This window comes from Nonomuraea sp. NPDC003707 (assembly GCF_053587055.1).
Map to the genome: position 1 here is coordinate 405,454 of NZ_JBSFNK010000006.1, position 22,531 is coordinate 427,984.

The 22,531-nt window shown below is 66.9% G+C and carries 22 protein-coding genes and 2 pseudogenes; 16 read left to right on the top strand and 8 right to left on the bottom strand.

All coding sequences use genetic code 11. The annotated features are described in order from the left end of the window. Nucleotides 1-720 precede the first annotated feature (720 nt). The 3 genes from ACWDRB_RS18750 to ACWDRB_RS18760 all read right to left on the bottom strand — a co-directional run bounded on the left by ACWDRB_RS18750 (nt 721) and on the right by ACWDRB_RS18760 (nt 4,800). Nucleotides 721-2,406 carry a ribonuclease J gene (locus ACWDRB_RS18750; RefSeq protein WP_449895339.1) on the bottom strand — a complete coding sequence of 562 codons (1,686 nt, stop codon included), beginning with the start codon at nt 2,404-2,406 and terminating at the stop codon, nt 721-723. Nucleotides 2,407-2,460: 54 nt separating this feature from the next. Then, nucleotides 2,461-3,378 carry a 4-hydroxy-tetrahydrodipicolinate synthase gene (gene dapA / locus ACWDRB_RS18755; RefSeq protein ID WP_397367626.1) on the bottom strand — a complete coding sequence of 306 codons (918 nt, stop codon included), beginning with the start codon at nt 3,376-3,378 and terminating at the stop codon, nt 2,461-2,463. A 978-nt stretch (nt 3,379-4,356) separates the two neighbouring features. Then, nucleotides 4,357-4,800 (bottom strand): GNAT family N-acetyltransferase, encoded by a 444-nt coding sequence (locus tag ACWDRB_RS18760; protein WP_449895342.1) that lies wholly within the window; start codon nt 4,798-4,800, stop codon nt 4,357-4,359. Nucleotides 4,801-6,000: 1,200 nt separating this feature from the next. Here ACWDRB_RS18760 and ACWDRB_RS18765 point away from each other — a divergent pair. The 7 genes and pseudogenes from ACWDRB_RS18765 to ACWDRB_RS18795 all read left to right on the top strand — a co-directional run. After that, nucleotides 6,001-6,717 (top strand): GntR family transcriptional regulator, encoded by a 717-nt coding sequence (locus tag ACWDRB_RS18765; protein WP_449895344.1) that lies wholly within the window; start codon nt 6,001-6,003, stop codon nt 6,715-6,717. Between the two features lie 325 nt (nt 6,718-7,042). After that, nucleotides 7,043-7,240: a hypothetical protein gene (locus ACWDRB_RS18770; protein WP_449895346.1), complete on the top strand. Its 198-nt coding sequence runs from the start codon at nt 7,043-7,045 to the stop codon at nt 7,238-7,240. Between the two features lie 163 nt (nt 7,241-7,403). Next, nucleotides 7,404-7,835 carry a hypothetical protein gene (locus tag ACWDRB_RS18775; protein WP_449895348.1) on the top strand — a complete coding sequence of 144 codons (432 nt, stop codon included), beginning with the start codon at nt 7,404-7,406 and terminating at the stop codon, nt 7,833-7,835. 127 nt (nt 7,836-7,962) lie between these two features. After that, the gene (radC, locus tag ACWDRB_RS18780) at nt 7,963-8,619 is read left to right on the top strand and encodes a RadC family protein (protein ID WP_449895350.1); all 657 of its coding nucleotides are present in this window, start codon (nt 7,963-7,965) and stop codon (nt 8,617-8,619) included. A gap of 415 nt (nt 8,620-9,034) precedes the next feature. Further along, a pseudogene (locus tag ACWDRB_RS18785) lies at nt 9,035-9,115 on the top strand (ISAzo13-like element transposase-related protein); the annotation flags it as partial. Between the two features lie 49 nt (nt 9,116-9,164). Further along, nucleotides 9,165-10,517 carry a reverse transcriptase domain-containing protein gene (locus ACWDRB_RS18790; RefSeq protein WP_449895352.1) on the top strand — a complete coding sequence of 451 codons (1,353 nt, stop codon included), beginning with the start codon at nt 9,165-9,167 and terminating at the stop codon, nt 10,515-10,517. A 226-nt stretch (nt 10,518-10,743) separates the two neighbouring features. Next, nucleotides 10,744-11,103 (top strand): annotated as a pseudogene (locus ACWDRB_RS18795) (ISL3 family transposase); the annotation flags it as partial. Between the two features lie 100 nt (nt 11,104-11,203). Here ACWDRB_RS18795 and ACWDRB_RS18800 read toward each other — a convergent pair. After that, complete coding sequence (locus tag ACWDRB_RS18800) at nt 11,204-11,503, bottom strand: hypothetical protein (RefSeq protein ID WP_449895354.1); 300 nt, start codon at nt 11,501-11,503, stop codon at nt 11,204-11,206. A gap of 110 nt (nt 11,504-11,613) precedes the next feature. Here ACWDRB_RS18800 and ACWDRB_RS18805 point away from each other — a divergent pair, with 110 nt between their 5' ends. From ACWDRB_RS18805 to ACWDRB_RS18820, 4 genes are all read left to right on the top strand, one after another. Continuing rightward, complete coding sequence (locus ACWDRB_RS18805) at nt 11,614-12,090, top strand: GntR family transcriptional regulator (protein ID WP_449895356.1); 477 nt, start codon at nt 11,614-11,616, stop codon at nt 12,088-12,090. A gap of 41 nt (nt 12,091-12,131) precedes the next feature. Beyond that, nucleotides 12,132-12,623 carry a GntR family transcriptional regulator gene (locus ACWDRB_RS18810; RefSeq protein WP_449895358.1) on the top strand — a complete coding sequence of 164 codons (492 nt, stop codon included), beginning with the start codon at nt 12,132-12,134 and terminating at the stop codon, nt 12,621-12,623. A 917-nt stretch (nt 12,624-13,540) separates the two neighbouring features. Next, nucleotides 13,541-14,029, top strand: coding sequence for a GntR family transcriptional regulator (locus ACWDRB_RS18815; protein WP_350724676.1), 489 nt, complete (start codon nt 13,541-13,543; stop codon nt 14,027-14,029). A gap of 39 nt (nt 14,030-14,068) precedes the next feature. Then, a complete protein-coding gene (locus ACWDRB_RS18820) occupies nt 14,069-14,539 on the top strand; it encodes a GntR family transcriptional regulator (RefSeq protein ID WP_449895360.1) in 471 nt (156 codons plus the stop codon). On the opposite strand, the gene ACWDRB_RS18825 is transcribed toward ACWDRB_RS18820, so the two are convergent. From ACWDRB_RS18825 to ACWDRB_RS18835, 3 genes are read right to left on the bottom strand one after another with little or no spacing between them, the layout of a single operon-like run. Further along, nucleotides 14,503-14,931 (bottom strand): ASCH domain-containing protein, encoded by a 429-nt coding sequence (locus ACWDRB_RS18825; RefSeq protein ID WP_449895362.1) that lies wholly within the window; start codon nt 14,929-14,931, stop codon nt 14,503-14,505. The genes ACWDRB_RS18820 and ACWDRB_RS18825 overlap by 37 nt on opposite strands. Before the next feature lie 10 nt (nt 14,932-14,941). Then, nucleotides 14,942-15,964 (bottom strand): hypothetical protein, encoded by a 1,023-nt coding sequence (locus ACWDRB_RS18830; RefSeq protein WP_350724671.1) that lies wholly within the window; start codon nt 15,962-15,964, stop codon nt 14,942-14,944. A gap of 46 nt (nt 15,965-16,010) precedes the next feature. Next, nucleotides 16,011-17,033, bottom strand: coding sequence for a DMT family transporter (locus tag ACWDRB_RS18835; protein ID WP_449895364.1), 1,023 nt, complete (start codon nt 17,031-17,033; stop codon nt 16,011-16,013). Here ACWDRB_RS18835 and ACWDRB_RS18840 point away from each other — a divergent pair. The 5 genes from ACWDRB_RS18840 to ACWDRB_RS18860 all read left to right on the top strand — a co-directional run bounded on the left by ACWDRB_RS18840 (nt 16,933) and on the right by ACWDRB_RS18860 (nt 21,882). Further along, nucleotides 16,933-18,339: an aminotransferase-like domain-containing protein gene (locus ACWDRB_RS18840; RefSeq protein WP_350724667.1), complete on the top strand. Its 1,407-nt coding sequence runs from the start codon at nt 16,933-16,935 to the stop codon at nt 18,337-18,339. The two genes, ACWDRB_RS18835 and ACWDRB_RS18840, sit on opposite strands and share 101 nt — an antisense overlap. A gap of 238 nt (nt 18,340-18,577) precedes the next feature. After that, nucleotides 18,578-19,066: a GNAT family N-acetyltransferase gene (locus ACWDRB_RS18845; protein WP_350724665.1), complete on the top strand. Its 489-nt coding sequence runs from the start codon at nt 18,578-18,580 to the stop codon at nt 19,064-19,066. Between the two features lie 16 nt (nt 19,067-19,082). Then, on the top strand, nt 19,083-19,958 hold the full coding sequence (locus ACWDRB_RS18850; protein ID WP_449895367.1) for a 1,4-dihydroxy-2-naphthoate polyprenyltransferase: 876 nt from the start codon (nt 19,083-19,085) through the stop codon (nt 19,956-19,958). 10 nt (nt 19,959-19,968) lie between these two features. Next, the gene (locus ACWDRB_RS18855; RefSeq protein ID WP_350724663.1) at nt 19,969-20,976 is read left to right on the top strand and encodes an adenosine deaminase; all 1,008 of its coding nucleotides are present in this window, start codon (nt 19,969-19,971) and stop codon (nt 20,974-20,976) included. Nucleotides 20,977-21,141: 165 nt separating this feature from the next. After that, the gene (locus ACWDRB_RS18860) at nt 21,142-21,882 is read left to right on the top strand and encodes an aminoglycoside N(3)-acetyltransferase (RefSeq protein ID WP_449895370.1); all 741 of its coding nucleotides are present in this window, start codon (nt 21,142-21,144) and stop codon (nt 21,880-21,882) included. 5 nt (nt 21,883-21,887) lie between these two features. Here ACWDRB_RS18860 and ACWDRB_RS18865 read toward each other — a convergent pair whose 3' ends face one another. After that, nucleotides 21,888-22,361 carry a GNAT family N-acetyltransferase gene (locus tag ACWDRB_RS18865; RefSeq protein WP_449895372.1) on the bottom strand — a complete coding sequence of 158 codons (474 nt, stop codon included), beginning with the start codon at nt 22,359-22,361 and terminating at the stop codon, nt 21,888-21,890. Nucleotides 22,362-22,531: the final 170 nt, after the last annotated feature.

Sequence of the window (22,531 nt, forward strand, 5' to 3'; positions counted from 1 at the left end):
CCCTTGGGGCGCCCATCAGCGCCAAAGCCACCAGTCGCACTCACGAGTGGCAAGGACGGCCGGAACAGCAGGGACAGCTGGGAGCAGCAGGGGCTACAGGGACAGCAAATGCCTCAGCCCTCAGCAGCCACCCAGAACGGCGAACGACGCCACACCATCCAAAGCACCTGCGCCCACTCAATGGACAGCGAGGACAACAAACCCCTCAGCCCTCAGCGGCCATCTGGACCGGCGATGGCATCGAACCATCAACACCGACTGCGGCTGCTCAAAGGGCATCGGCGCCAAGTCCCCCGAATCGCTAGAGGCCGTTCCGGAAGGCGAGACCACCAAGCACCTCAGATGCCCGGCATCCACCCTGGAGGGCGAGAGCACCAAGCACCAGTGATGAGCGGGCCCCGCCCCGCAGGACAAGACCGCCAAACACCGGTAACGACCAGCACCCACCTCGAAGGACGAGACCACCAAACACCCGTAACAACCAGCACCCACGTCGAAGGGAAAGGTCGCTGGAACCCGCAGACCGCCAGCGCCCCGAAGAGGCAGCAGCACCGCATCGTCCGGGCCGATAGTGCCGCTAGCCCGGAGGGGCGAAGGCAGCGAATCGCCTGGCCTTCGGTCGGCCCCCCGAAGGAGCAGGCGATGTGGTCGGATGCCCGTCCCACGCCTGCTCCCCCGGGGGTACGGCAGACGAACGCGTCTGCCGTACCGTGGGAAAGCTCAGACCTCGAGGATCACAGGGATGATCATGGGGCGGCGGCGGTAGGTGTCGCTTACCCAGCGTCCCACCGTACGGCGGACCACCCGTCGGATCTCCTGCATGTCGACCACCCCGTCTGCGGCCTTCTCCGCGAGGGCTCGCTCGATCTGCGGGATGAACTCCTCGAACTGGGCAGGGTCGATGCCGGAACCACGCGCGTGGATCTCGGGGCCGGCGGTGAGCTTGCCCGTGTTGGAGTCGACCACGACGACCACCGAGATGAACCCCTCGTCGCCGAGAATCCTGCGGTCCTTCAGCGAGGTGTCGGTGATCTCGCCCACCGACGAGCCGTCGACGTAGACGTACCCGGCGTGAACCGCACCGACGATCTTCGCTCGGCCGTCGACCAGGTCCACCACGACGCCGTCCTCGGCGATCACGATGTGGTCCTCGGGCACGCCCGTGAGAGCGGCCAGCCTGGCGTGCGCACGCAAATGACGCCACTCACCGTGAACGGGCATGAAGTTCGACGGGCGGGTCAGGTTGAGCACGTACAGGAGCTCGCCGGCGGCCGCGTGGCCGGAGACGTGCACCTTGGCGTTGCCCTTGTGCACGACGCGGGCGCCCCACCTGGTCAGTCCGTTGATGACCTTGTTGACCGCGGTCTCGTTCCCCGGAACCAGCGACGAGGCCAGGAGTACGGTGTCGCCCTCGGCGATGCGGATCGGATGATCGCGGTTGGCCATCCTGGACAGCGCGGCCATGGGCTCGCCTTGAGAGCCGGTGCAGATGAGCACCACGTCCTGCGGCGGCCACTCTTCGATGTCGCGCGAGTCGACGATCAACTCCGGCGGCACCTTGAGATATCCCAGGTCGCGGGCCACGCCCATGTTGCGCACCATCGAACGTCCGACCAGGGCCACCTTGCGGCGGTGCTTGGCGGCGGCGTCCATCACCTGCTGAATGCGGTGCACGTGCGAGGCGAAGCTGGCCACGATGACCCGCTGTTCGGAGGTGCGGATCACCTCGTCGATGACCGGCCCGATCTCGCGCTCGCTGGTGACGAACCCTGGCACTTCGGCGTTGGTGGAGTCGGACATCAGCAGGTCGACGCCCTCGGTGCCGAGCCTGGCGAAACCGCCGAGGTCGGTGAGGCGGCCGTCGCTTGGCAACTGGTCCATGCGGAAGTCGCCGGTGTGCAGGACTATGCCCGCAGGCGTCCTGATGGCGACGGCCAGTGCGTCGGGGATCGAGTGGTTGACCGCGAGGAACTCGCAGTCGAACGGCCCGAAGACGTGCCGTTCGCCCTCGACGACCTCGAGCTTGGTCGGTTGGATCCTGTGCTCGGTGAGCTTGGCCTCGATCAGGGCAAGCGTGAGCCTCGATCCGATGAGCGGGATATCGCGCCGCTCGCGCAGCAGGTACGGCACCGCCCCGATGTGGTCTTCGTGAGCGTGCGTGAGCACCACGGCTTCGACGTCGTCGAGCCGGTCTCTGATGTATTCGAAGTCGGGCAGGATGAGGTCGACACCCGGCTGATCGGGCTCGGGGAAGAGTACCCCGCAGTCGACGATCAGCAGACGGCCGTCATATTCGAAGACGGCCATGTTCCGGCCGATCTCCCCCAACCCGCCGAGCGCGACGATGCGCAAGCCGCCGTCAGGCAGCACCGGCGGGGGACCAAGCTCAGGATGCGGATGGCTCATGCCTGGCCCCCACGGTCAGTTCGTGTTCTCAAAACTCCCGGTTCCTCCCCGTTCCTATGCGTCTGTCAACTTCACCCCGCCGGCTACCAGGCAAGCACGCAGCTCGGCGATTTGCGTCTCTGTCGCGTCCACGAGCGGCAGTCGTACCGAACCCACCGGTACGCCCACCATGCTCAGTGCCGCCTTTGCCATGATCGCGCCACCGGCGCGCAGCATGATCCCGTCTACCACGGGGGTCACCTGGCTGTGTACGGCCAGGGCCTGGGAGACCTCACCGTTCTTGTGCAGGTGGATCATGCGCGCCAGCTCGGCGCCCACTACATGCCCGACGACGCTGACGAACCCGGCCGCCCCCAGGGAGAGCCAGGCCAGGTTGAGCAGGTCGTCGCCGGAGTAGAAGGCCAGCTCGGTCGCGCTCATCACCTGGCTGGCGGCGAACAGATCGCCCTTGGCGTCCTTGACGGCCACGATGCGTTCGTGCTGCGCCAGCCTCAGCAGAGTTTCGGTCTTGATCGGCACGCCACTGCGCCCCGGAATGTCGTACAACATCACCGGAAGGTCGGTCGCGTCGGCGACGGCGGTGAAGTGCTGGTACAGCCCCTCTTGAGGGGGCTTGTTGTAGTAAGGCGTCACCACCAGCAGACCGTGCGCGCCCGCACGTGCCGCCTGCTTCGCGAGCTCGACACTGTGGCGGGTGTCGTTGGTGCCCGCCCCTGCGACCACAGTCGCGCGATCGCCGACCGCCTCGAGGACGGCGCTGACGATGCGCTGCTTCTCCTCGTCCGACGTGGTGGGCGACTCACCGGTCGTCCCGTTGACGATCAAGCCATCGTTGCGCTGCTCGTCCACCAGATAGGTGGCAAGACGTCGCACAGCCACATAATCGACCTCGCCGTCAGGAGTGAACGGCGTGACCATGGCGGTCAGCATGCGGCCGAAGGGCGCGTCTGTGGTTCCAGTTGGCGATGCCATAGTGCGAACGCTACCTGGATTCAGAAATCCATTGGACGCCGCCACCCCGCTTTGCCTGCCTGGAGCCGCTTTTTGCCCCCTTTCGCGGGCATCTCAGAGGCTTCCCTGACGACGACAACCATCTCACCTGACATCGGAACCCGTCCACTGGTCATCAAGTCACAGCGATGCACCCGGCAGGCCACGCTACACACCACACCTGCCCACCACACCCGCCAGGCGGGGCACCATGCCTGGCCAGCACGCCCGTCTGGCGGCCAGGCGGAGCGCCGGACCTGGCCGCAGTATCCAAAGCACCCGTCAGGCCGCAAAGAGCGCTACGTCTGACCGTCGCCGCCGAAATCAGTACGGCCTACCGGATCTTCCCACTGCAACCGAAACACCCATCGGGCCGCATAGCGTGCCGTCCCATCGCCATAGCCGACAGCAGCGCCGGCTACTCGATCTTTCCGCGGCAGCCGAAACGCCCGTCGGATCGCCTAGTGCGCCGCATCCGGTTGCGTCCACGAGAGCGGTGTACGAGTTTGGCCTGGTCATGGGCGTGGCGTCGTAGAAGAGCGACGGCTATCCGACCTCCCCAGCGCGGCCAAGGCGCCCGTCAGGCCGTATAGCGTTCCGCACCCCGCCGCAGCCGACAGCAGCACCGGGTACTCGACCTTCCCACCGCGGCCAGAGCACCTGTCAGGCCGCATAGCGTGCCGCATCCGACGGCCGAAGCCACACCAGGCCGCGGCGGGCATGTGAACGTTGGGTCCGCAGTACCCAGCTGGCTGAGCGGCCGCCGGCTTCGGTGATCCCGACGCGTATCCCCCGTCCGCCCACGACCCTCGTCCGGAGGGAAGCCGCAGGTGGAAATTGCGAGCGACTTTCCTGCCCTGGCGGCCACCCCAGAGGAGTGCGGCGGCCGTTACGCTCGCCCAGCTTCCAAAGGTGAGCCCGGCTGCGCACGGTTGCCCCGGTCATGTTGCAAGGCTTCTACTAGGACAGGTCAATCTGGTATCTGATGAAACCTCGATTCTCAGCCACCTTGTCGTACAAGCGGCGTGCTGTCGCGTTTGACTCATGCGTGTTCCAGTACACGCGGGAGCAGCCGCGCTCCCGGGCCCAAGCGGTCACAGCCTCGATCAGCGCGCGAGCCACGCCTCTGCCTCGGGCTTCTGGAGCGGTGAACAGATCCTGCAGGTAGCAGACATCGGTGTCAGGCGCCGAGGTGTTCGCGTGGGTGAAGAAATGCGTGATGCCGACGAGCCTGCCGTCCAGCCTCGCGCCGAAGGCGTGCAGACGGGTGTCCGCCTGGAACTCCTGCCATGCGCGGTCGTACATCTTGTCCGGTTCGACACGCTGGTAGAAGTCGATGTACGCGCGGAACAAGTCCTCCCAGACATCCCGGTCGGATGGAAGGAGCTTGCCTATGTCGATCATGAAGCTTCCTCTTGCTTGGACATCTCCGAGGAGCACAGGTCTGCTGTGGCTTGGTGGGGCAGTGCGGGATATGTCCTGGAGAGTGATTGATGTCGGAGTCAGTGCCACCAACTTAGGGAAAAGTGGCCCAGTGAGGTACGGCCACTCGGCGGTGATATCAGAAGACCACTTGCGCCTGATGGTTGGTCGCCACGCGCACTGACGTGGATGGCAATGCGCGGTACAACAGTGCGCCCCATCGCACCGCAGCGAACGGCAGTGCATCCGTCGCGCGCCTCGAATGGCAGCGCACCCATCGCACGCGGCCGGTCGAAAACTGCAGTCCACTGCACGGCTCGAACGGCAAGGCGCCTGTTGCACGCCTACAAGGTGAAGGGTCAGTGCACGTCCCGAACGGCGACGCAGCCACCCGCTCTCAAAGACCACGCCGCTATCAGGCCTCTGCAAAACATCGTGGCCAGCAAGGCCGCCTCAACCAGGCAACGCGGCCATCCCGCCTCCAAAGCTCACGTTGACCGCAAGCCTCGCGCGGCAGCGCGCCGACCAGCCTCCACCTCACTAGCAAGGCTGCCTTGAGAGGCATCGCGGCCACCGTGGACCTCGACAGCCCGCCCATCGCATGCCTCACATGAGAGCCTTCCAGCCGACTCAGCTGCCGACCGGCCAGGCCGTTTCACGCACGCAACGCAGCCACCGCAGCTCCAAGGCCGCATCCACCGCCGGACTCAACCGACTGCGTACCCAAGCGACAGCGCAGGCCCCGCTCGTTTCGAAATCCCGCGCCCATCACGGGCCCCACGAGGTAACGTGCGACCAGGAGTCTCACTGATCAGGACCGCTCAAGGGCCAGCGCACTCACCGGACTTCCGAGGTCTGTGCCCATCGCAGACGCCGGACGGTGCGGATGCGTCCAAGGGACCGGGCCAGCAGCCGCGTTCGGCCAGGTCAACCCACTGGTCAGGGCGCTGCTGCAGCCCCAAGTACGCGAATTGGAAGAGGTCGCCGATATGTGCTCGGGGGTACACACATCGACGACCTCTATCGGAGAATCGGCCCCTCTTACACCGGCGTTACAGGGTTTCTCCGATAATTTTCTGCCATCGCAAAGTTGGGGCTCCAACGACCATCGATGACGGTCGGTTACCTGCCGAATACGGCAACATGGGGCAACGCCTCACACGAACCCCCAGGGATGGACTAGTGGCCACCTCAGATCCGGTCTACCTGCGTGTCGTCGAAGACATTCGGCGGCAGATCACCGACGGCACCCTTCCCCCCGGCGCGCCGATCCCATCACGAGCGCAGCTGACCCGTAAATATCAGGTCGGAGAGACCGCCGCCCGGCACGCGCTACGCGTGCTCGCGGGTGAAGGCCTCATCATCGGCCGCGTGGGCTCGGGCCATTACGTCAGGGATCGCCCCGACCTCACCCCGCTCTATCGATGGCGCTTTCTCGATCACCCCGCCCCGTTCGCGGCCGATCTGCAGTCACAGGGCAGACGCGTGACATGGGACTGGCACAGCGAACCAACCGAAGCGGGGCCCGACATCGCCAAACGCCTGCGCCTCAGCGAGTCGACCACGCTGACCAGAACGCACTACATCTTTCGCGGCGAGGGCAAACCGCTGCAGCTCGCCACGTCGTACGAGCCGCTGGAGTTCACCCCCCACTCCGAGGAGGAGCGGCGGAGCCTGGTCGCCAGGATGTACGCGCACGGCATAAAGATCACTGAAGTCGTCGAGAGCGTGCACACCCGGGTTCCGCGCCCCGCGGAGAGCGACGCGCTCGATCTGGCGGCTGGCGTCCACGTGCTGCACATCGAGCGTACCCACTGGGCAGGTGACCGTCCCGTCGAGACGAGCGACATCGTCGTTCCAGGCGACCGGTTCAGAGTCACGTACAGCATGCCCGTCTGAGCTCTCGGACGCGGGCGTCTCCGGGCGAAGCCCCTTCTCGCCCGGAGCCCCTCAGCCCGGGCATAGCGGATATCACCTCCTTTCGGACGGACAGGCCGGTTCCGATGGGGCGGTGAGCCTCCTCGAGGCTCGCCAGCGGGTCAATCTGGCCCACAATCGGGCGCATCTGCCCTGATCTATGAATTCCGCGAGCACGGTGAGAGCGGGCGCACACGCTGGGTCCGTCGGCAGCTCGAACCTCATCCCATCCGCAGACCTGGTCACGCTCCGGCCTCCGCGAGGGAGCAAGTGACGACGGTACGCACCCAGCGAACCGCCGAAAGCGTTGAGGATCGCATCGAAGTCCTCGTCCGGGCCTGCCGCGAGCCGCATCGTCACCCAGGTAGGCGGCGCCGAGATCGCGGCGGCACTGCGCATTTACGGCGCCGGCAGTGACCTTGGTGCCCGTGGCCTGGCCGAGTTGGAGCCGGAGGCTGCCCACACCGTCGCCGACGAGCAGCGGACCGCAGGCGTACGGCGCTGATGCGCCCACGGCAACGGTGGGCTGGACGGCGCCGACCAGGATGAGACCAATCCATGGCGGAGGCCTCGCTGGGATGACAGTGACGTAGTCGGGGCGGCGGTGCCCGCTGCTACGGGACGCGCTGGTCGATCTCATCGAGGAACGCGGGTTCGAACGTCTCACCGTGGGCGAGATCACCGAGCGAGCGATGGCGAGCCGTGTCGCTTTTTATCGGAATTGTCGCGGTAAATACCACCTCATGGAGCAAATCTTCGACGAGGCCATTGCGGCGCTGCTGGGCAGTATGGGCGATGACGGCGAGCGGCCCTCGATCGAGCACTGGGCCGCGTTCTTTGAATATGTCGCCGAATATCAGCCTTTGTGCGGCGCATTGTTCGGTAAAAAAAGACGGCCCGTGGTTCGCGGCGAAGAAGCGGTCCTCGCTCTCGAACATGGTCGCCCGGCACGCGGACCCGCTCCCCACATCGAGCGGCCTGGTCTCGACGCTGGCCGGCGGGATCTTCGTACAGGCGATCACGTGGTGGCCGGAGAACGGGTGGCCGATGTCACCGTACGAGATCGCCACGCAGGCGGGGCGATCTCGCCTCCACCTTGATCATCGAGGTCGACCGCGCGCCGGGCTGACACATCTTTCCCATCCGGCGACGAACGCTGGATTCCCGGCAAAAGTGCAGGTCAGAGATTGTCGGTGCGCGCTGATACAACGGACGCGGAGGTTGCCGATGCGAGTCAAAGACCTGTCCAAGAGCGACCGGCCACGCGAACGGCTCATGTCCAGCGGCGCCGCCGCGCTGGCGGACCGCGAGCTGCTGGCCGTGCTGCTCGGCTCGGGATTTCGCGGGTCGAGTGCCCTGGATCTCGCCAGCCAGGTGATCAAGCACTGCGGAGATCTCGATGGCCTCCGCCGTTCGGACCCGCATCGGTTACTCGCCGTGCCCGGAGTGGGCCCCGCCAAGGCCGCGCGAGTCGCTGCGGCCTTCCATCTCGTACGCCGTGCGGACGCGTGGCCGGAGCGCGAGCGGATCACCAGCACATCCGACCTCGCCAACCACTGCGCCCCGCTGCTCCGGGGCCGCAAGCAGGAGCGGCTCGTCCTTGTGGTGTGCGACACCCGTGGCAGGGTGCTGAAGCATTCGATCCTGACCGAAGGCGCGTCCGACCACACGGCGGTGCCGATCCGGGAGGTGATCACGGAGGTGCTCACCGCGAGCGGGGCCCTGTTCGGCCTCGCCCACAACCACCCGGCCGGCTCCCTCGAACCGAGCCAATCCGACCTCGAGGCCACCGCCCAACTCATCCGAGCCGCCGAGACGGTGGGGCTACGGCTCCTCGACCACCTGATCATCACGGATGCCGCCTGGCGGCGAATCCCTACATAAATCAATTCCTCTAGGGACCATGAACCCACCGAACACCAAAGGGAATCATCCTGTGTATAGCGCCGAACTGCAGTTTTCCAAGGGACGGCCATGAGAATCTAATACCGCGGGTAGGCCGTTACGGACGTCAGCCGGCCATTACTCGCAGCGGCATGGTCCCTTGCCTCCGGAGGGCTCGGGACCATGCCCGACACTCGCACCGATCCCAGGCGAAGCCCGGCGCTCTTCGGCGGGCGTTCGGGCAGGCGCGTCGCCTGGGATCGCAAGGTGCGCCCCCGATGGCACCTGCGTTGTGCCATCACCTAGGGTGTCCGGTTCGCGCGCTCGGCGGCCAAAGCGCGAACCGGACACCTGTCCATCCTCTCCAGGCCCGCGGCAAGCGGTGAGAGCCCTATCCGCTGGGTGTGGCGTGACGGGCAAGGCCATCCCGTACGGCATTTACGACCTGACCTCCGGCAGCGGCCAGGTCGACGTTGGCGCTGACCACGACACCGCCGCGTCCAGGTTTCCGTCCCCGCCGAGGCTGCCACACCGCCTTACGCGATGTGGCACATACCTGGACGGGGTCGACGTGGTTCATCGAGGGAGATATCGCTCAGTGCTTCGACCGGCTTGACCACGAGGTCATGCTCCGAACCCTGGGTGAGAAGATTCACGATAACCGGTTTCTGCGGCTGATGCGGAACATGCTGAAAGCCGGATACATGGAGGATTGGGCATGGAACGCCACGCACAGCGGGAGCCCGCAAGGCGGGGTTGTTTCTCCTATCTTGTCCAACATCTACCTGCATAAGTTGGATGAATTTGTCGAGCAGACTCTGATCCCTCAATACACCCGAGGAAAGGTCAGGAAAAGCAATCGCGCCTTCTATCGAATATGGGGCGCGATGCAGCGCGCGAGCAAGCGCGGTGACCGCACGGCAGTGCGCGAGCTGCGTAGACAACTCCATAGCATGCCCAGTCTGGATCCGCAGGATCCCGGCTATCGGCGGCTGCGGTATGTGCGCTATGCCGACGACACCCTCCTCGGGTTCGCCGGACCAAAGGCAGAAGCAGAGGAAATCAAACAGCGCCTGGCGCAGTTCCTGCGTGACGACCTCAAGCTGGAACTGTCACCGGACAAGACGCTCATCACGCACGCCCGCACCGGGGCGGCGAGGTTCCTCGGCTACGACATCACCGTGCACCACAACGACCGCAAGGTCTCCGGCAGACGGCGATCCCTCAACGGGACGATCGGTCTGCGTGTCCCTCGCTCGGTGGTGGTGGCCAAGCAGGCCCAGTATATGCAGCGCGGAAAACCCGCGCGTCGGCCCGAACTGCTGAACCAAGACGACCATGTCATCATCAGCACCTTCGGGTCCGAATACCGCGGCATCGTCCAGTGCTACCTGCTGGCCGGCGACGTCTTCCGACTCGCCCGGCTGCAATGGGTCATGGAGACCTCGATGCTGATGACGTTGGCCAACAAGCACCGCTCGACGGTGTCGAAGATGGCCCGCAAGTACGCGGCCACCATCGCCACACCGCACGGGCTGCGCAAGTGCTTCGAGGCCCGCGTCGAACGCGTCGGCAGGAAGCCACTGGTCGGACGATTCGGCGGGATCCTGCTGAGACAGAACAAGAAGACGGTCATCACCGACCGTCGGCTGCCCCCGGTCAACATCAAACGCAAGGAGCTGGTCACCCGGCTCTTGGCCGGACGATGCGAGGCATGCGGACATGTCGACCAGGTGGAAGTCCACCACGTCGCCAGACTCGCTGATCTCGGACGAGCGGGAGAGCGGCCGCCATGGGCAGATCTCATGGCCGCGCGTCACCGCAAAACCCTCGTGGTCTGCGGAAACTGTCACGCGGACATCCACGGCAAGAACCCTGCCCCAGCACTCACGGAGTAGTCACTGGAGAGCGACGTGCGGTGATAAGTCGCATGCGTCGTTCGGGCTGGGGGCCGCTGGAACAGGACCTGCTCAGCAGGCACCTCGTCAGCGGCCCACCAGTACCCTGCGGCACAACTTCGGCCGAGGCGGTTCTGAAAGAAGTCACCGCCCAAAGCGCCTGCTGCGGCCAAAACCGGACCGCCCCTGCAGAACGGGTAAGCACCTCTCTACCGCTGCATTCGCCCAAGGCCGCAGCGTCGAAGTCGACCGCCTGCCCATCTCCCCGCGCCGCTTTGCCCGACTGCTGCTCACCCGGCCCGGCATCCTCAGCGAAGAGCACCGGAGCCTGCTGGACGACCCCACCGTCGCCTGCCCGGAGATGATCGACCTGGCGGGACTCATCCGCAGCTTCGCCGACCTGCTCCGGCCACGCGAAGGCAATGCTGATCGTCTCGATGCGTGGATCCCCGCAGCCGACGCCACCCATCTGCCTCACCTGCACTCCTTCATCCGCGGCCTTGACCAGGACCACGATGCCGTCACCTTGCCCTTTCACAACGGTGCGCCCGAGAGTGTGAACACCAAGACCAAGAGCATCATGTGACAGATGCACGGCCGTGGCGGGTTCGACCTTCTGCGCCACCGCGTCCTGCTGCAATGGATCACCCAGCGCCACCACCGATTACGGGACAGAACCGTTGTTCTTACCGTCCCGTGCCGTCCAGCAGGCTGGTCCAGATAGCCAGCACGCTTGCCTGGGTGTTCCAGAGACTTTCCTCGATCAGCACCTTTTGACGAAAGCGACGAGTTCTGCGGATGAAGTACTGGCCGCCGCTCTGGCACAGCTCGTAGAACGTCGGCTTACAAGCGCACGTGTAATCCCGGACTCTCACACGTACGGCGCGCGGCGACGAGGGATACCACTTGATGACGGCGTGATCGGGCTGTGGGTCCGGCACGTGGGCCGCAATCTGGCAGCAGGGCCAGTCGAGGGGCTTGGGCACGGTTGAACAGTACGTCTGGTCGTCTCCTCTTGTCTAGTGAGTAGGGATGCTCTGTCTATATAGACAGCACAATATGGGAGGTCTTGCACCTGTTGGTCTAAGTTGCAGGCGTGCTCGACTATGACGGGGACACCCACATCTACCTCCAGATCGCCGAGATCCTTCGGCGACGAGTCTCCGGGCTCGCGTCCGGACACCCGGTGCCGAGCGAGGCGGACATCCAGCAGGAGTTCGGCGTCGCCAGGACCACTGCCAGGCGGGCGGTGCACGTACTTCGCGAGGAAGGGCTCATCTACACCGTTCAGGGCGAAGGGACCTTTGTCGGCGGGCCAGACGAAGCGCCTCGTAAGCAGCGGAAAGTCCCTCTATACCAACAGATCGCGACGGACATCGCCGAGCAGATCAAGGAGGGACATTTCTTGCCTCGGCGCTCCATACCGGGTGAGTCGGCGTTGGTGGAGCAGTACGACGTGGCTCGGGAGACTGTGCGGCGCGCGATGGCGCTCCTGCGGGAGCAAGGGTGGATCTATACCGTTGCGCAGCGCGGCAGTTACGTGTCGCCGAAGGAGTCGTGGCCCCAGGACTGACTGTGCTCGCCTGCTTGTATCCAGACGTCTACGCTGTGATCATGCTCGACCGCGACGGGCCGGTCCCGATCTACGTACAGATTGCCGACGCGATCCAGCAGCAGATCGTCGGCGGGCGGTTGCGAGCCGGCGAGGCCGTGCCGAGTGAGGCGGCGTTGGAGGCGAGGTTCGGTGTCGCGCGATCGACCGCACGCAACGTGGTTCGGGAGCTGCGCGAGCGTCGTCTTGTCCACACCGTGCAAGGCCAAGGCACCTTTGTTGGGCCTATCGGTATTCCTCGGATAAGGGCGAAGAGGGCCCTCTATCTGGATATCGCTCATGATATCGCTGCGAAAATCAGGCGCGGTAAGCTCCGGCCGAACTGTTCGATAGCGAGTGATGCGACCTTGATGCTGCGGCATGGGGTTGCCAGGGTCACGGTCCGGAAGGCCATTGCGCATCTCAGGGAGCAGGGTTGGGTGTTCACTGTTCCTTATAGAGGGACTTATGTGAATGAGCCCGGAAAGTGGCCCTCGCACGAGAGCGTCCGATAGCCCTACTGCGCCTTGTGCCCTACTGCGCCTTGTGCCCTACTGCGCCTTGTGCCTCGCTGCGTCCTTGGGTAAGTGCGGCGCCTCACTAGGCGAGGGAGGTCGCCGGGGGCATGTTGCCGGCGTCATGGAGGAGGGGCGCCTTGTGACTGGACCCAGTGAGCGATGTCGGGGACGGGGGATGGGCTCATACGGCGGCGAGCGAGGAAACCGATCTCCGCTCATACGACAGTGGACGTGGGAAGGGATCTTCGCCGCGGCTGGCCCAGCGAGTCACCGGGGGCGCGTTGCCGACGGGATGGAAGAGGGTCGCGTTGCGGCGGGCCCAGCGGGTCGCCGTGGATGCCCAGCGAGTCGCCGCAACTGCCAGCAAACCCCCGCTGTCGATAAGTCCCCCTGCCGGCAAGTCCCCTGCCGGCAAGTCCTCCGGCGGCATGTCCCCTGGCGGCAAGCCCACACTGCCAGCAACTCCCCACTGACGATGAGTGCCCGAGTCCGACGAGTGCCCGAGTCCGACGAGTGCTCATGTCCAGCAGGTGCCTGCGTCCGGTGAGCGCCCACGCCCCCGTGAGTGCCCACGCCCCCGTGAGTGCCCACGCCCCCGTGAGTGCCCACGTCCCGTGAGTGCCTACTGCCGGCGAGTGCCCACTGCCAGCGAATGCCCGGTGTCGGCGAGTCGTCACCCAGCCGAGTTGCTCCGATTTCGTGATGCGCGATCCGGAGTCACCGGTTTTCTGTTGCTTGGTGGTAAGGCCGGGCGTGGCGATCGAGGAGGCACCGGCCGGAGTCACCGATAGCGCTTCCCGGATAGCCGTCGGTTCTCGCGTCATGCAGGGTCCGTATGTTTAGAGCACGTATCCACCCTTCCACTAGACGTTTTCCTTGTGCAGGTATGTACGGTTTCGTCTACGATCCGTACCGTGTTAGATCGCGAAGGTCCCGTGCCTATCTACAAGCAGGTCGCTGACCTGGTCCGCGATCAGATCGAGCGGGGTGAGCTCAAAGCCGGCGATCCGGTGCCCAGTGAGGCGACGCTCGAGAAGGACTACGACATCGCGCGCACCACAGCCCGGCGGGTGGCTCGTGAGCTGCGGGAGCAGGGGCTCGCGCACACCATTCAGGGTGAGGGGACGTTCGTCGGCCGGCCGGGGACGCCGCGTTCACCCAGGAAGGTGCCGCTGTATCAGCAGATCTCCACGGAGGTGTCCACGCGTATCGTCCAGGGCGAGCTCTCGCCGAACCGGGCTATTCCCGGCGAGAAAGTGATGATGCGGCAATACGGCGTAGCCAAGGTGACGGTGCGGCAGGCGGTCGCGCATCTCAGGGAGCAGGGATGGGTGTTCACCGTCCCTTATAGGGGCACTTTTGTGAATGAGCCGGAAAAGTGGCCCAGGAATAGGGATTCTTAATCCCCCTCCCATGTCAGGCCGCTTGTATATCATTGAGACGTGCTGGATCGCTCGGGGGACACGTACCTCTATCTTCAGATCAGCGAAGTCCTCAAGTCACGCATAACCGGCAAGCTCTCCCCAGGGGATCTCGTGATCAGCGAGGCGGGGATCCAGCGGGAGTTCCGGGTGGCCCGGACCACGGCGCGCCGGGCGATTCGGGTGCTGCGCAACCAAGGGCTGGTCCACACTCGCCAAGGCGAGGGCACATTCGTCAGCTCCCCCGGCGAAGGGGCCGAGCAGATTCCGCTCTACCAGCAGATCGCCGACGAAATCAGGAACCGCATCAAGGCCGGCGAGCTGGTCGCGCACCGGCCGCTGCCGCGCGAGGTGACGCTGGTGCGCCAGTACGGCGCCGCCCGCGAGACCGTACGGCGGGCCATTGCGCTGCTGCGGGAGCAGGGATGGGTGTTCACCGTCCCGCACCGCGGCAGTTACGTCGCGCCCGAGGAGCGCCGGCCGCCTTCCTGATCCACGACGCGAAACCACAGGCACACCACCATGGTCGAGTCGTCCACCTCGTACCCCTGGCTCTTCCAGTAGCGGCGGTGCCCCTCGCGCCAGTGCTCCACCGAGCGGAAGCCCTCGCCTTCGGCCTGGGCGAACTCCCAGGTGACCGCCGCGAACGGGGTCAGCTCCACCCGCGTCATCTCTATCTCGGCCACTTGCGCACCCGCGTCGTCCACGAGGACCAGGCGCTCGCCGACGTGCTCCACCTCCTCCCCCTCGGCGTGGTAGTCGAGGGGCAGCAGACCGGCCGTGGCCGTTTTCTCGCCCGCCAAAGTAAGGTCGGTCAACTGGGTACGGAACTCGCCGGGCGTGCCCAACTCCAGAACCCTGAGTCCGTCGATGCGTGGCCACATAGGACGCATATTAGAAGACCGGGATGATGTCCTCCGGATCGATGAAGTCCACTTCTACGCCTTCCAGGTCCAGCTCGGGAATGGCGGGGAAGGCGATGCCCCAGCGTTCCACGATCGCGCGGATCCTGGCCATGGCCACGCGCCAGTTCTCCGCCTGTTCCTCGTACGACAGCACGCCCAGGCCCGCCTGCCTGGCGTGGTCCATGAGAACGCGGTGGTTGGGCAGGAAGTACGGCGGCAACTCCCAGAAACCCCCGGGCGGCTCCCACAGAATCATGCTGAGAAACACGAAGCCCGCTCTGAGCTGGCGGGTGATGAGGGTGCGGGTCTCGTCGGTGAGCCCCGGCCATTCGTTCTCCAGAATGGTCATGCAGATTTGCAGATGGCGGGACTCGTCCCTGCCTATTCGCTGGAACATCTCGCTGAAGACCGGATGCTGCGTGCCCGACGACATTCCTCTGAACAGCGTCGAGGCGGCCATTTCCCCCATCATGAAGCTGGTGAAGAGGACCGGCAGCGAATATTTCCCGACGGCGGAGGTGTAGCCGGTCCAGTAGCGGCCGCCATTGTGGTAGAGCCAGCCGATGTTGTTGTGGGCGGCCCTTTCGAGATCGTCCGACGGGGTCCAGTCGAGCGGGCCGCCGGGCCACAGTTTGGCGATGGTGCGCTGGCAGCATTCCTCGTGGTTCATCTCGTCACGGGTGATCGAGAAGAAGCACTTCCTGACCGGGTCCTCTTCGTGCTTTTCGAAGGCCTGGATCGTGGCGCGGGCGAACACCGCCGGCCCCGAAGCGTCGAAGTTCGCCAGGACCGCGAACCAGTACATGATTCCCAGCCGCTGCTCCCGGGTGAAGTCGTCCGGGTCCAGGCCGTCCCAGGGCAGGTCGGCCGGGTTCCAGACCACGCGCTTGGACTTCTCGTAGATCGCGGCGAGTTTCTCGGTCTCTACCCGCCACTCCATGGGATAGATGTTGGGCTGCGGGATCTCCGGCGCGGGCCAGAAGCCGCCCTCTGGGATCGTGAGGTCCGCCATTGTTGTGACACCTCCTCTCCCATCCTGCGTGCAGGCGTCACGCCTTTCAAGTACGGGCACGCTGGGTGACGGCCACGCACACGAGCACGGCCAGCGCGGTGGCCACCGTGGCCGGGCCGAACCGCTCCCCCATCAGGAACCAGGCCCAGAGCAGGGTGAGGAGGGGCTGGGTGAGCTGCGTCTGCCCGGCCCGGGCGATGCCGCCCCGCGCCAGACCCGCGTACCAGGGGATGAAGCCGAGGAACATCGAGATCAGGGACACGTACGCGAAGCCCGCTATCGCGTGGGGAGTCGGCGTGATGGGGGTGAGGAGGGCCAGCGCCACGGTCACGGGGACGGTGAGGGGGAGCGAGAGGACGAGGGTGTGGGAGATGACCTGCCAGCCCGGGGTCCGCCTGGACAGCCGCCCGCCCTCCGTGTAGCCGATCGCGGCCGACAGCAGCGCGCCCACCAGGAGCAGGTCGGGCCAGGTGGGCGTGCCCTGGTGCTGGGTGAGGGTGAAGGCCGTGATGGCCAGGGCGCCCGCCGCGCAGGCCACCCAGAAGAGCGGACGGGGGCGTTCCGCCGCCCTGACGACGGCGCAGGCGGCGGTGGCGGCCGGGAGGAGGGCTATCACGACGGCGGCGTGCGACGTGCTGGCGCCCAGGGCCAGGGCCAGGCCGCTGAAGACGGGGAAGCCGAAGACCACACCCAGCGAGATGAGCGCGTACGACGGCCAATCACGCTTTTGCGGAATTATCGGGATTTTTGCAAATTTAAGGCAAATCAGCGCGATAAATCCGGCTACGCCTGCGCGGCCGATCGCCACCAGCCACGGATGGAAGCCCTCCATGGCAAAAACGGTGGCGGGGAAGGAGCCGGAGAAGGCCAGAACGCCCAGGAAAGCCAGCGAGGTGCCCTGCGCGGCGCGATCCAGAACGGGAGGGAGTGCTACTCCATCAGGAGCAGTAGCGCTATTCTGTCTCTTCATGGACAACGATAGCAGTATCGCCCAGATCGCCGCGATACTGCGCGAAGAGGCCGGCCGGGCGGGACCCGGGGCGCGGCTGCCGTCCAGCCGGGAGATCATGCGGCGGCACAACGTCTCCCCCGTCACCGTGTCCAGGGCCATCGGGCAGCTGGCCGCCGAGGGCAGGGTGGTCGCGCGGCCCGGCAGCGGGGTGTTCGTGACCCCTCAGGTGGCCGCCGCGCAGGAGCCGGTCGATCTCTCGTGGCAGACCGTGGCGCTCGGGGACCGGGTGGTCGACGAGGAGCCCGTGGCGACGCTGCTGGGGGCGGCGGCCGAAGGGGTCGTACCCCTCACCGGCGGGTATCTGCCGGCGGGCCTGCGGCCGGACAGGCAGCTGGGGGCCGCGGCGGCGCGGGCGGTACGCAGGCCGGACGCGTGGGCCATGCCGCCCCTGGCGGGCCTTCAGGAGCTGCGCAGGTGGTTCGCGAGGCAGACCGGGGGCGACGTGACCGCCGCCGACGCGCTGATCGTGAGCGGGGGGCAGGCGGCGCTCACCCATGCGTTCCGGGCGCTGGCGGCTCCGGGCACGCCGGTGCTGGTCGAGACGCCCACCTACCCGGGCGCGCTCGCAGCGGCCAGGGCGGCCGGGCTGCGGCCCACGGCCGTGCCCGTCGACCGGGACGGCGTACGTCCTGAGCTGCTGGCCGAGGCGTTCGCCGTCACGGGCGCGAGGGTCTTCTTCTGCCAGCCCACCCTGCAGAACCCGACGGGGGCCACCCTGCCGGTGGAGCGCAGGGAGCAGGTGTTGCAGGTGGCCAGGGCGGCGGGGGCGTTCGTGGTCGAGGACGACTTCGCGCGGTACCTGACCGAGCAGGCGCCGGCGTCCCTGGCCTCCATGGACCAGCACGGCACCGTCGTCCACGTGAGATCGCTGACGAAGATCCTGTCGCCGAGCATGCGGGTGGCGGCCGTGATCGCCAGGGGGCCGGCCGCGCGCCGGCTGCGGGCCAGCCAGCTCGTGGAGTCGTTCTTCGTGGCGCGGCCGCTGCAGGAGACGGCGCTGGAGTTCGTGGGGTCGCCGGCCTGGCAGCGGCATCTGGCGGCCGTGCACAGCGAGATCAGGACCAGGCGCGACGCCCTCGCGGCCGCGCTCGCCACCCACATGCCACGGGCGGAGGTGCACCTGCTGCCCATCGGCGGGATGCACCTGTGGGTGCGCCTGCCCGCCGAGGTCGACGAGAACGCGCTGGTCGAGGCCGCCAGGCGGAACGGCGCGCTGGTGAGTCCGGGCAGGCTGTACTACCCGTCGGAGCCGCCGGGGCCGAGGATCCGAGTGACGCACATCGCCGCCGCCCATCTGGCCGAGTTGCACGAGGGGGTGCGGCGACTCGCCGGGGCGTTGGCTGAGGTGACTCGAACCGGCTGAGGAAGCTCTGGGCGAGATCGGCGGCGAAGAGGGGTTCGCGTCGTCTCCAAGGGTCAAACACCGATACGGTGTAACTCGTGCCTTGTGGCATGGACGGCAGGCGAAGGAGCGGGCCGAGATGGCAGACGTAGGCGTCCGGGCGGCCCGGCGCGAGGATGTGCTCCAGGTTGCGAATTGTCAGATCCGCGCCTGGCGCTATGGCTATCGGGATTTCCTTCCCGAGGGGCCACTCGAGCAGATGACAGGCGCGGCGGCCGAGAAGATGTGGCTGCGCCAGTGGGACGAGGCGATCGTGGCCCCGCCCACCCCCAGGCACCGGGTGCTGGTGGCGGTGGAGACCATCCTCGACACCGAGGGCTTCCCCGCCCTGGGCGCGGGCGGCAGCGCCGCCCTGACCACCCCCCGGGGTGGCGAACGCGTGGTCGGGCTGGCCTCACACGCTCCCGCCGAGGATCCCGACCTGGATCCCACCGTGGTGGCCGAGATGCTGACGCTGCTGGTCGACCCCGATTTCGTACGCCGGGGCCACGGCAGCCGGCTGCTCAACGCGACCGTCGACTACCTGCGTGAGGACGGCTTCCGGCAGATCGTCACCTGGGTGTTCGCCGACAACTACGCGGTGCTGGGCTTCCTGGAGTCGGCCGGCTGGGGCGAGGACATGGCCGAACGCGTGCTCGACATGGGCCGTCCGATCCGGATGATCAGGCTCACGACGGACATCAGCTAGAGGACGAACGACAGACATGGCAACCCCTGGCCAGTGGATCGCGGGCGCCCGCCCGCGCACCCTCCCGAACGCCGTCGTGCCCGTCATGGTGGGCACGGGCGTGGCGATCGGCGAGGGCGGCTTCGTGTGGTGGCGGGCGGTCCTGGCGCTGTTCGTGGCGCTGTCGCTGCAGATCGGCGTCAACTACGCCAACGACTACAGCGACGGCGTCCGCGGCACCGACGACCAGCGGGTCGGCCCGATGCGGCTGGTGGGCTCGCGGGCGGCGAGCCCGCGTGACGTGCTGGTCGCCGCGCTGGGCTGCTTCGCGGTCGCGGCGGTGCTGGGGCTGATCCTGGTCGTCGTCACGCGGGCGTGGTGGATCCTGCTGGTGGGAGCGGCGTGCATCGCGGCCGCCTGGTTCTACACCGGCGGCAAGCGCCCGTACGGCTACCGCGGGCTCGGCGAGATAGCCGTGTTCGTGTTCTTCGGGATCGTGCCTGTGATGGGCACGGCATACGTGCAGACCGAGTCGCTGAGCTGGCCGGCGTTCTTCGCCTCGATCCCGGTGGGGCTGCTCTCGTGCTCGATGCTCGTGGTCAACAACCTGCGCGACGTCGGCACGGACGGCCAGGCCGGCAAGCGCACGCTGGCCGTGGTGCTGGGGGCCGAGCGCACCCGGGCGCTCTATGTGGCCTGCCAGGTGGTGCCGTTCGTGGTGGCGCTGGCGATGGTCCCGGTGACGCCGTGGGCCGCGCTCGTGCTGCTGGCCGCGCCGCTGGCGATCCCCCCGATCAGGACCGTGCTGGGCAAGGCCGTCGGCCCCGCGCTGATCGCGGTGCTGCAGCAGACGGGCAAGCTGCAGATGGCGTACGGGCTCCTGTTCGCCGTGGGGCTGGCGATCGTCTTCTAAGCTTGGGCGTGTGAAGGACTTCATCGCGGGACTGCCCAAGTGCGAGCTGCATCTGCACATCGAGGGCACACTGGAGCCCGAGCTCAAGTTCGAGCTGGCCGGGCGCAACGGCCTGGAGCTGCCGTACTCGTCCGTCGAGGAGATGCGGGCCGCCTACGCCTTCGACAGCCTGCCGTCCTTCCTCACGGTCTACTACGAGGGCATGCAGGTCCTGCGGACCGAGCCCGACTTCTACGACCTGGCCATGGCCTACCTGCGCAAGGCCGCCGAGCAGAACGTCCGCTACGCCGAGATCTTCTTCGATCCGCAGGCCCACACCTCGCGCGGCGTGCCGTTCGACGTGGTGATCCGCGGGCTGCGGCGGGCGCTGATGGACGCGGAGGCGCGTCTCGGGGTGCGGGCGCAGCTCATCATGTGCTTCCTGCGTGACTTCCAGGCCGAATACGCGATGGCGACGCTGCTGGAGTCGCTGCCGTACAAGGAGTGGATCGCGGGCGTGGGGCTCGACTCCGACGAGAAGGGCAACCCGCCGGTCAAGTTCGCGGCCGTGTACGAGCGCGCCAGGCAGGAGGGCTACCTCCTGACCATGCACTGCGACGTCGACCAGGAAAACTCGATCGAGCACATCCGCCAGGCCGTCGAGGACATCGGCGTCAACCGCATCGACCACGGCGTCAACATCCTGGAGGACCAGCGGCTCGTGGAGGTCGTCCTGGAGCGGGGCATGGGGCTGACCTGCTGCCCGATCTCCAACGGCTACGTCACCGACTCGATGAAGGCCGAGGGCATCCGCAAGCTGATGGACCTGGGCGTGCGCGTGACGATCAACTCCGACGATCCCGCCTATTTCGCCGGTTACGTGGGGGAAAACCTCGAGGCGCTGCAGGGCGCGCTCCAGCTCAACCGCGAGGAGCTGGCCCAGCTCGAACGGAACGCCTTCGAGATCACCTGGCTCCCCCGGCACCTCAAGGACGCCTATCTGGCCGAGGTGGACGCGTACGTCGCCGCGACCGGCTGACCCATCCTCAATCGGGAAAGCAGGAAAGCGGGAAATGGTCACGCCGCACGAAAGTTAAGCTGACGCGGTGCCCGGTCAGTGTGCTCCCCAAAAGGGAATGTCATGGTGAATTATGCCCGCATAAGTCGGGATTTCTCCGCTCTGGGTGTTAAGCCGGGGCAGGTCGTGCTGCTGCATTCCTCACTCAGCAGCATCGGCCGGGTCGAGGGCGGGGAACACACGGTGGTCGCGGCGCTCAGGGAGTCGCTGGGTCCGGACGGCACGCTCACGGTGCCCACCGGCACCTCGGCCAACTCCGACACCTCCCCGGTCTACCGCGCCGCCGTGGCCGGGATGACGACGGAGGAGATCGAGGCCTTCCGGTCGAGGATGCCCGCCTACGACCCCGGCTCCACCCCGTCCGTACGGATGGGCCGGATCCCCGAGTGCGTCCGCACCGCACCGGACGCCCGCCGCAGCGCGCACCCGCAGACGTCCTTCGCCGCCGTGGGCCCGCGGGCAGCGCACATCATCGGGGATCACGCCCGCGACTGCCTCCTGGGCGAGCGATCCCCGCTGGCCAGGCTCTACGAGGCCGGCGCCCTCGTCCTGCTGCTCGGCGTCGGCTACGACAGGTGCACCGCGTTCCATCTGGCCGAATACCGCTACCACCCGGACCCGCCGCGCCGCAGCTACCGCGCCGTGGTGGACGACGGGGAGGGGCGGGCGTGGTGCGAGTTCGAGGACGTGCGGGTGGACGACAGCGACTTCGCGCGCCTGGGGGCCGACTTCGAGCGGGCCGTTGACGTACGGTGTGGGGCGGTCGGCGCGGCGCGGGCCCGGTTGTTCCCGCTGGCCGCCGCCGTCGACTACGCCGCCGCCTGGTTCGCCGCCAACCGCACCCCCGACCACGGACGGCGCCCGTAGCCTGCCTAGTGGCGCATCACCACGCGGGGCGCGATCTCGATGCCCAGCTCCCGCTCGTGCTCCACCAGCGCGCGCAGCTCCGGGCCCCACTCCTCCTCGGGCAGCACCGCGAAACCGTGCCGCGTGTACCACGGCGCGTTCCAGGGCACGTCGCGGTAGGTCGTCAGCGTCACGGCAGGCGCTCCGGCGGCCCGCGCATGGTCGAGCACCGCCGCGACCAGCCGCCCGCCGATGCCCTGGCGCATGTGACCGGGATCCACGGCCAGCTGCTCCAGGTGCAGGTTGCCGTCCACCCACCCGATCAGCGCGAACCCCGTGGGAGGTGTCCCCTCGACCAGGACCCTGAGGGGGTCGTCCACCTCTTCGATCATGGTGGTACCGGGCGGGAAAACAATGTCAACCTGCTCGAAGAGCTTGTCCGCCGCCAGCTCGATCGCGGTCAGTCCGGGGAGCTCACCCGCTTCGGCCCATCGCACCATGCCGACACGATCTCATGGTGGAGCCGGATCCCGCCGCTCATATTTTAATGTTGATGATCGTAAGGCCCGGCTGTGCGGAGCCGGAACCCTCTCCTCACGACGTGCCCGCGACCGTACGGTTGTGGGCACGTCGTGTGCGGCCCCTGCCGAGGTCGCTGCCGAGGCCAGGA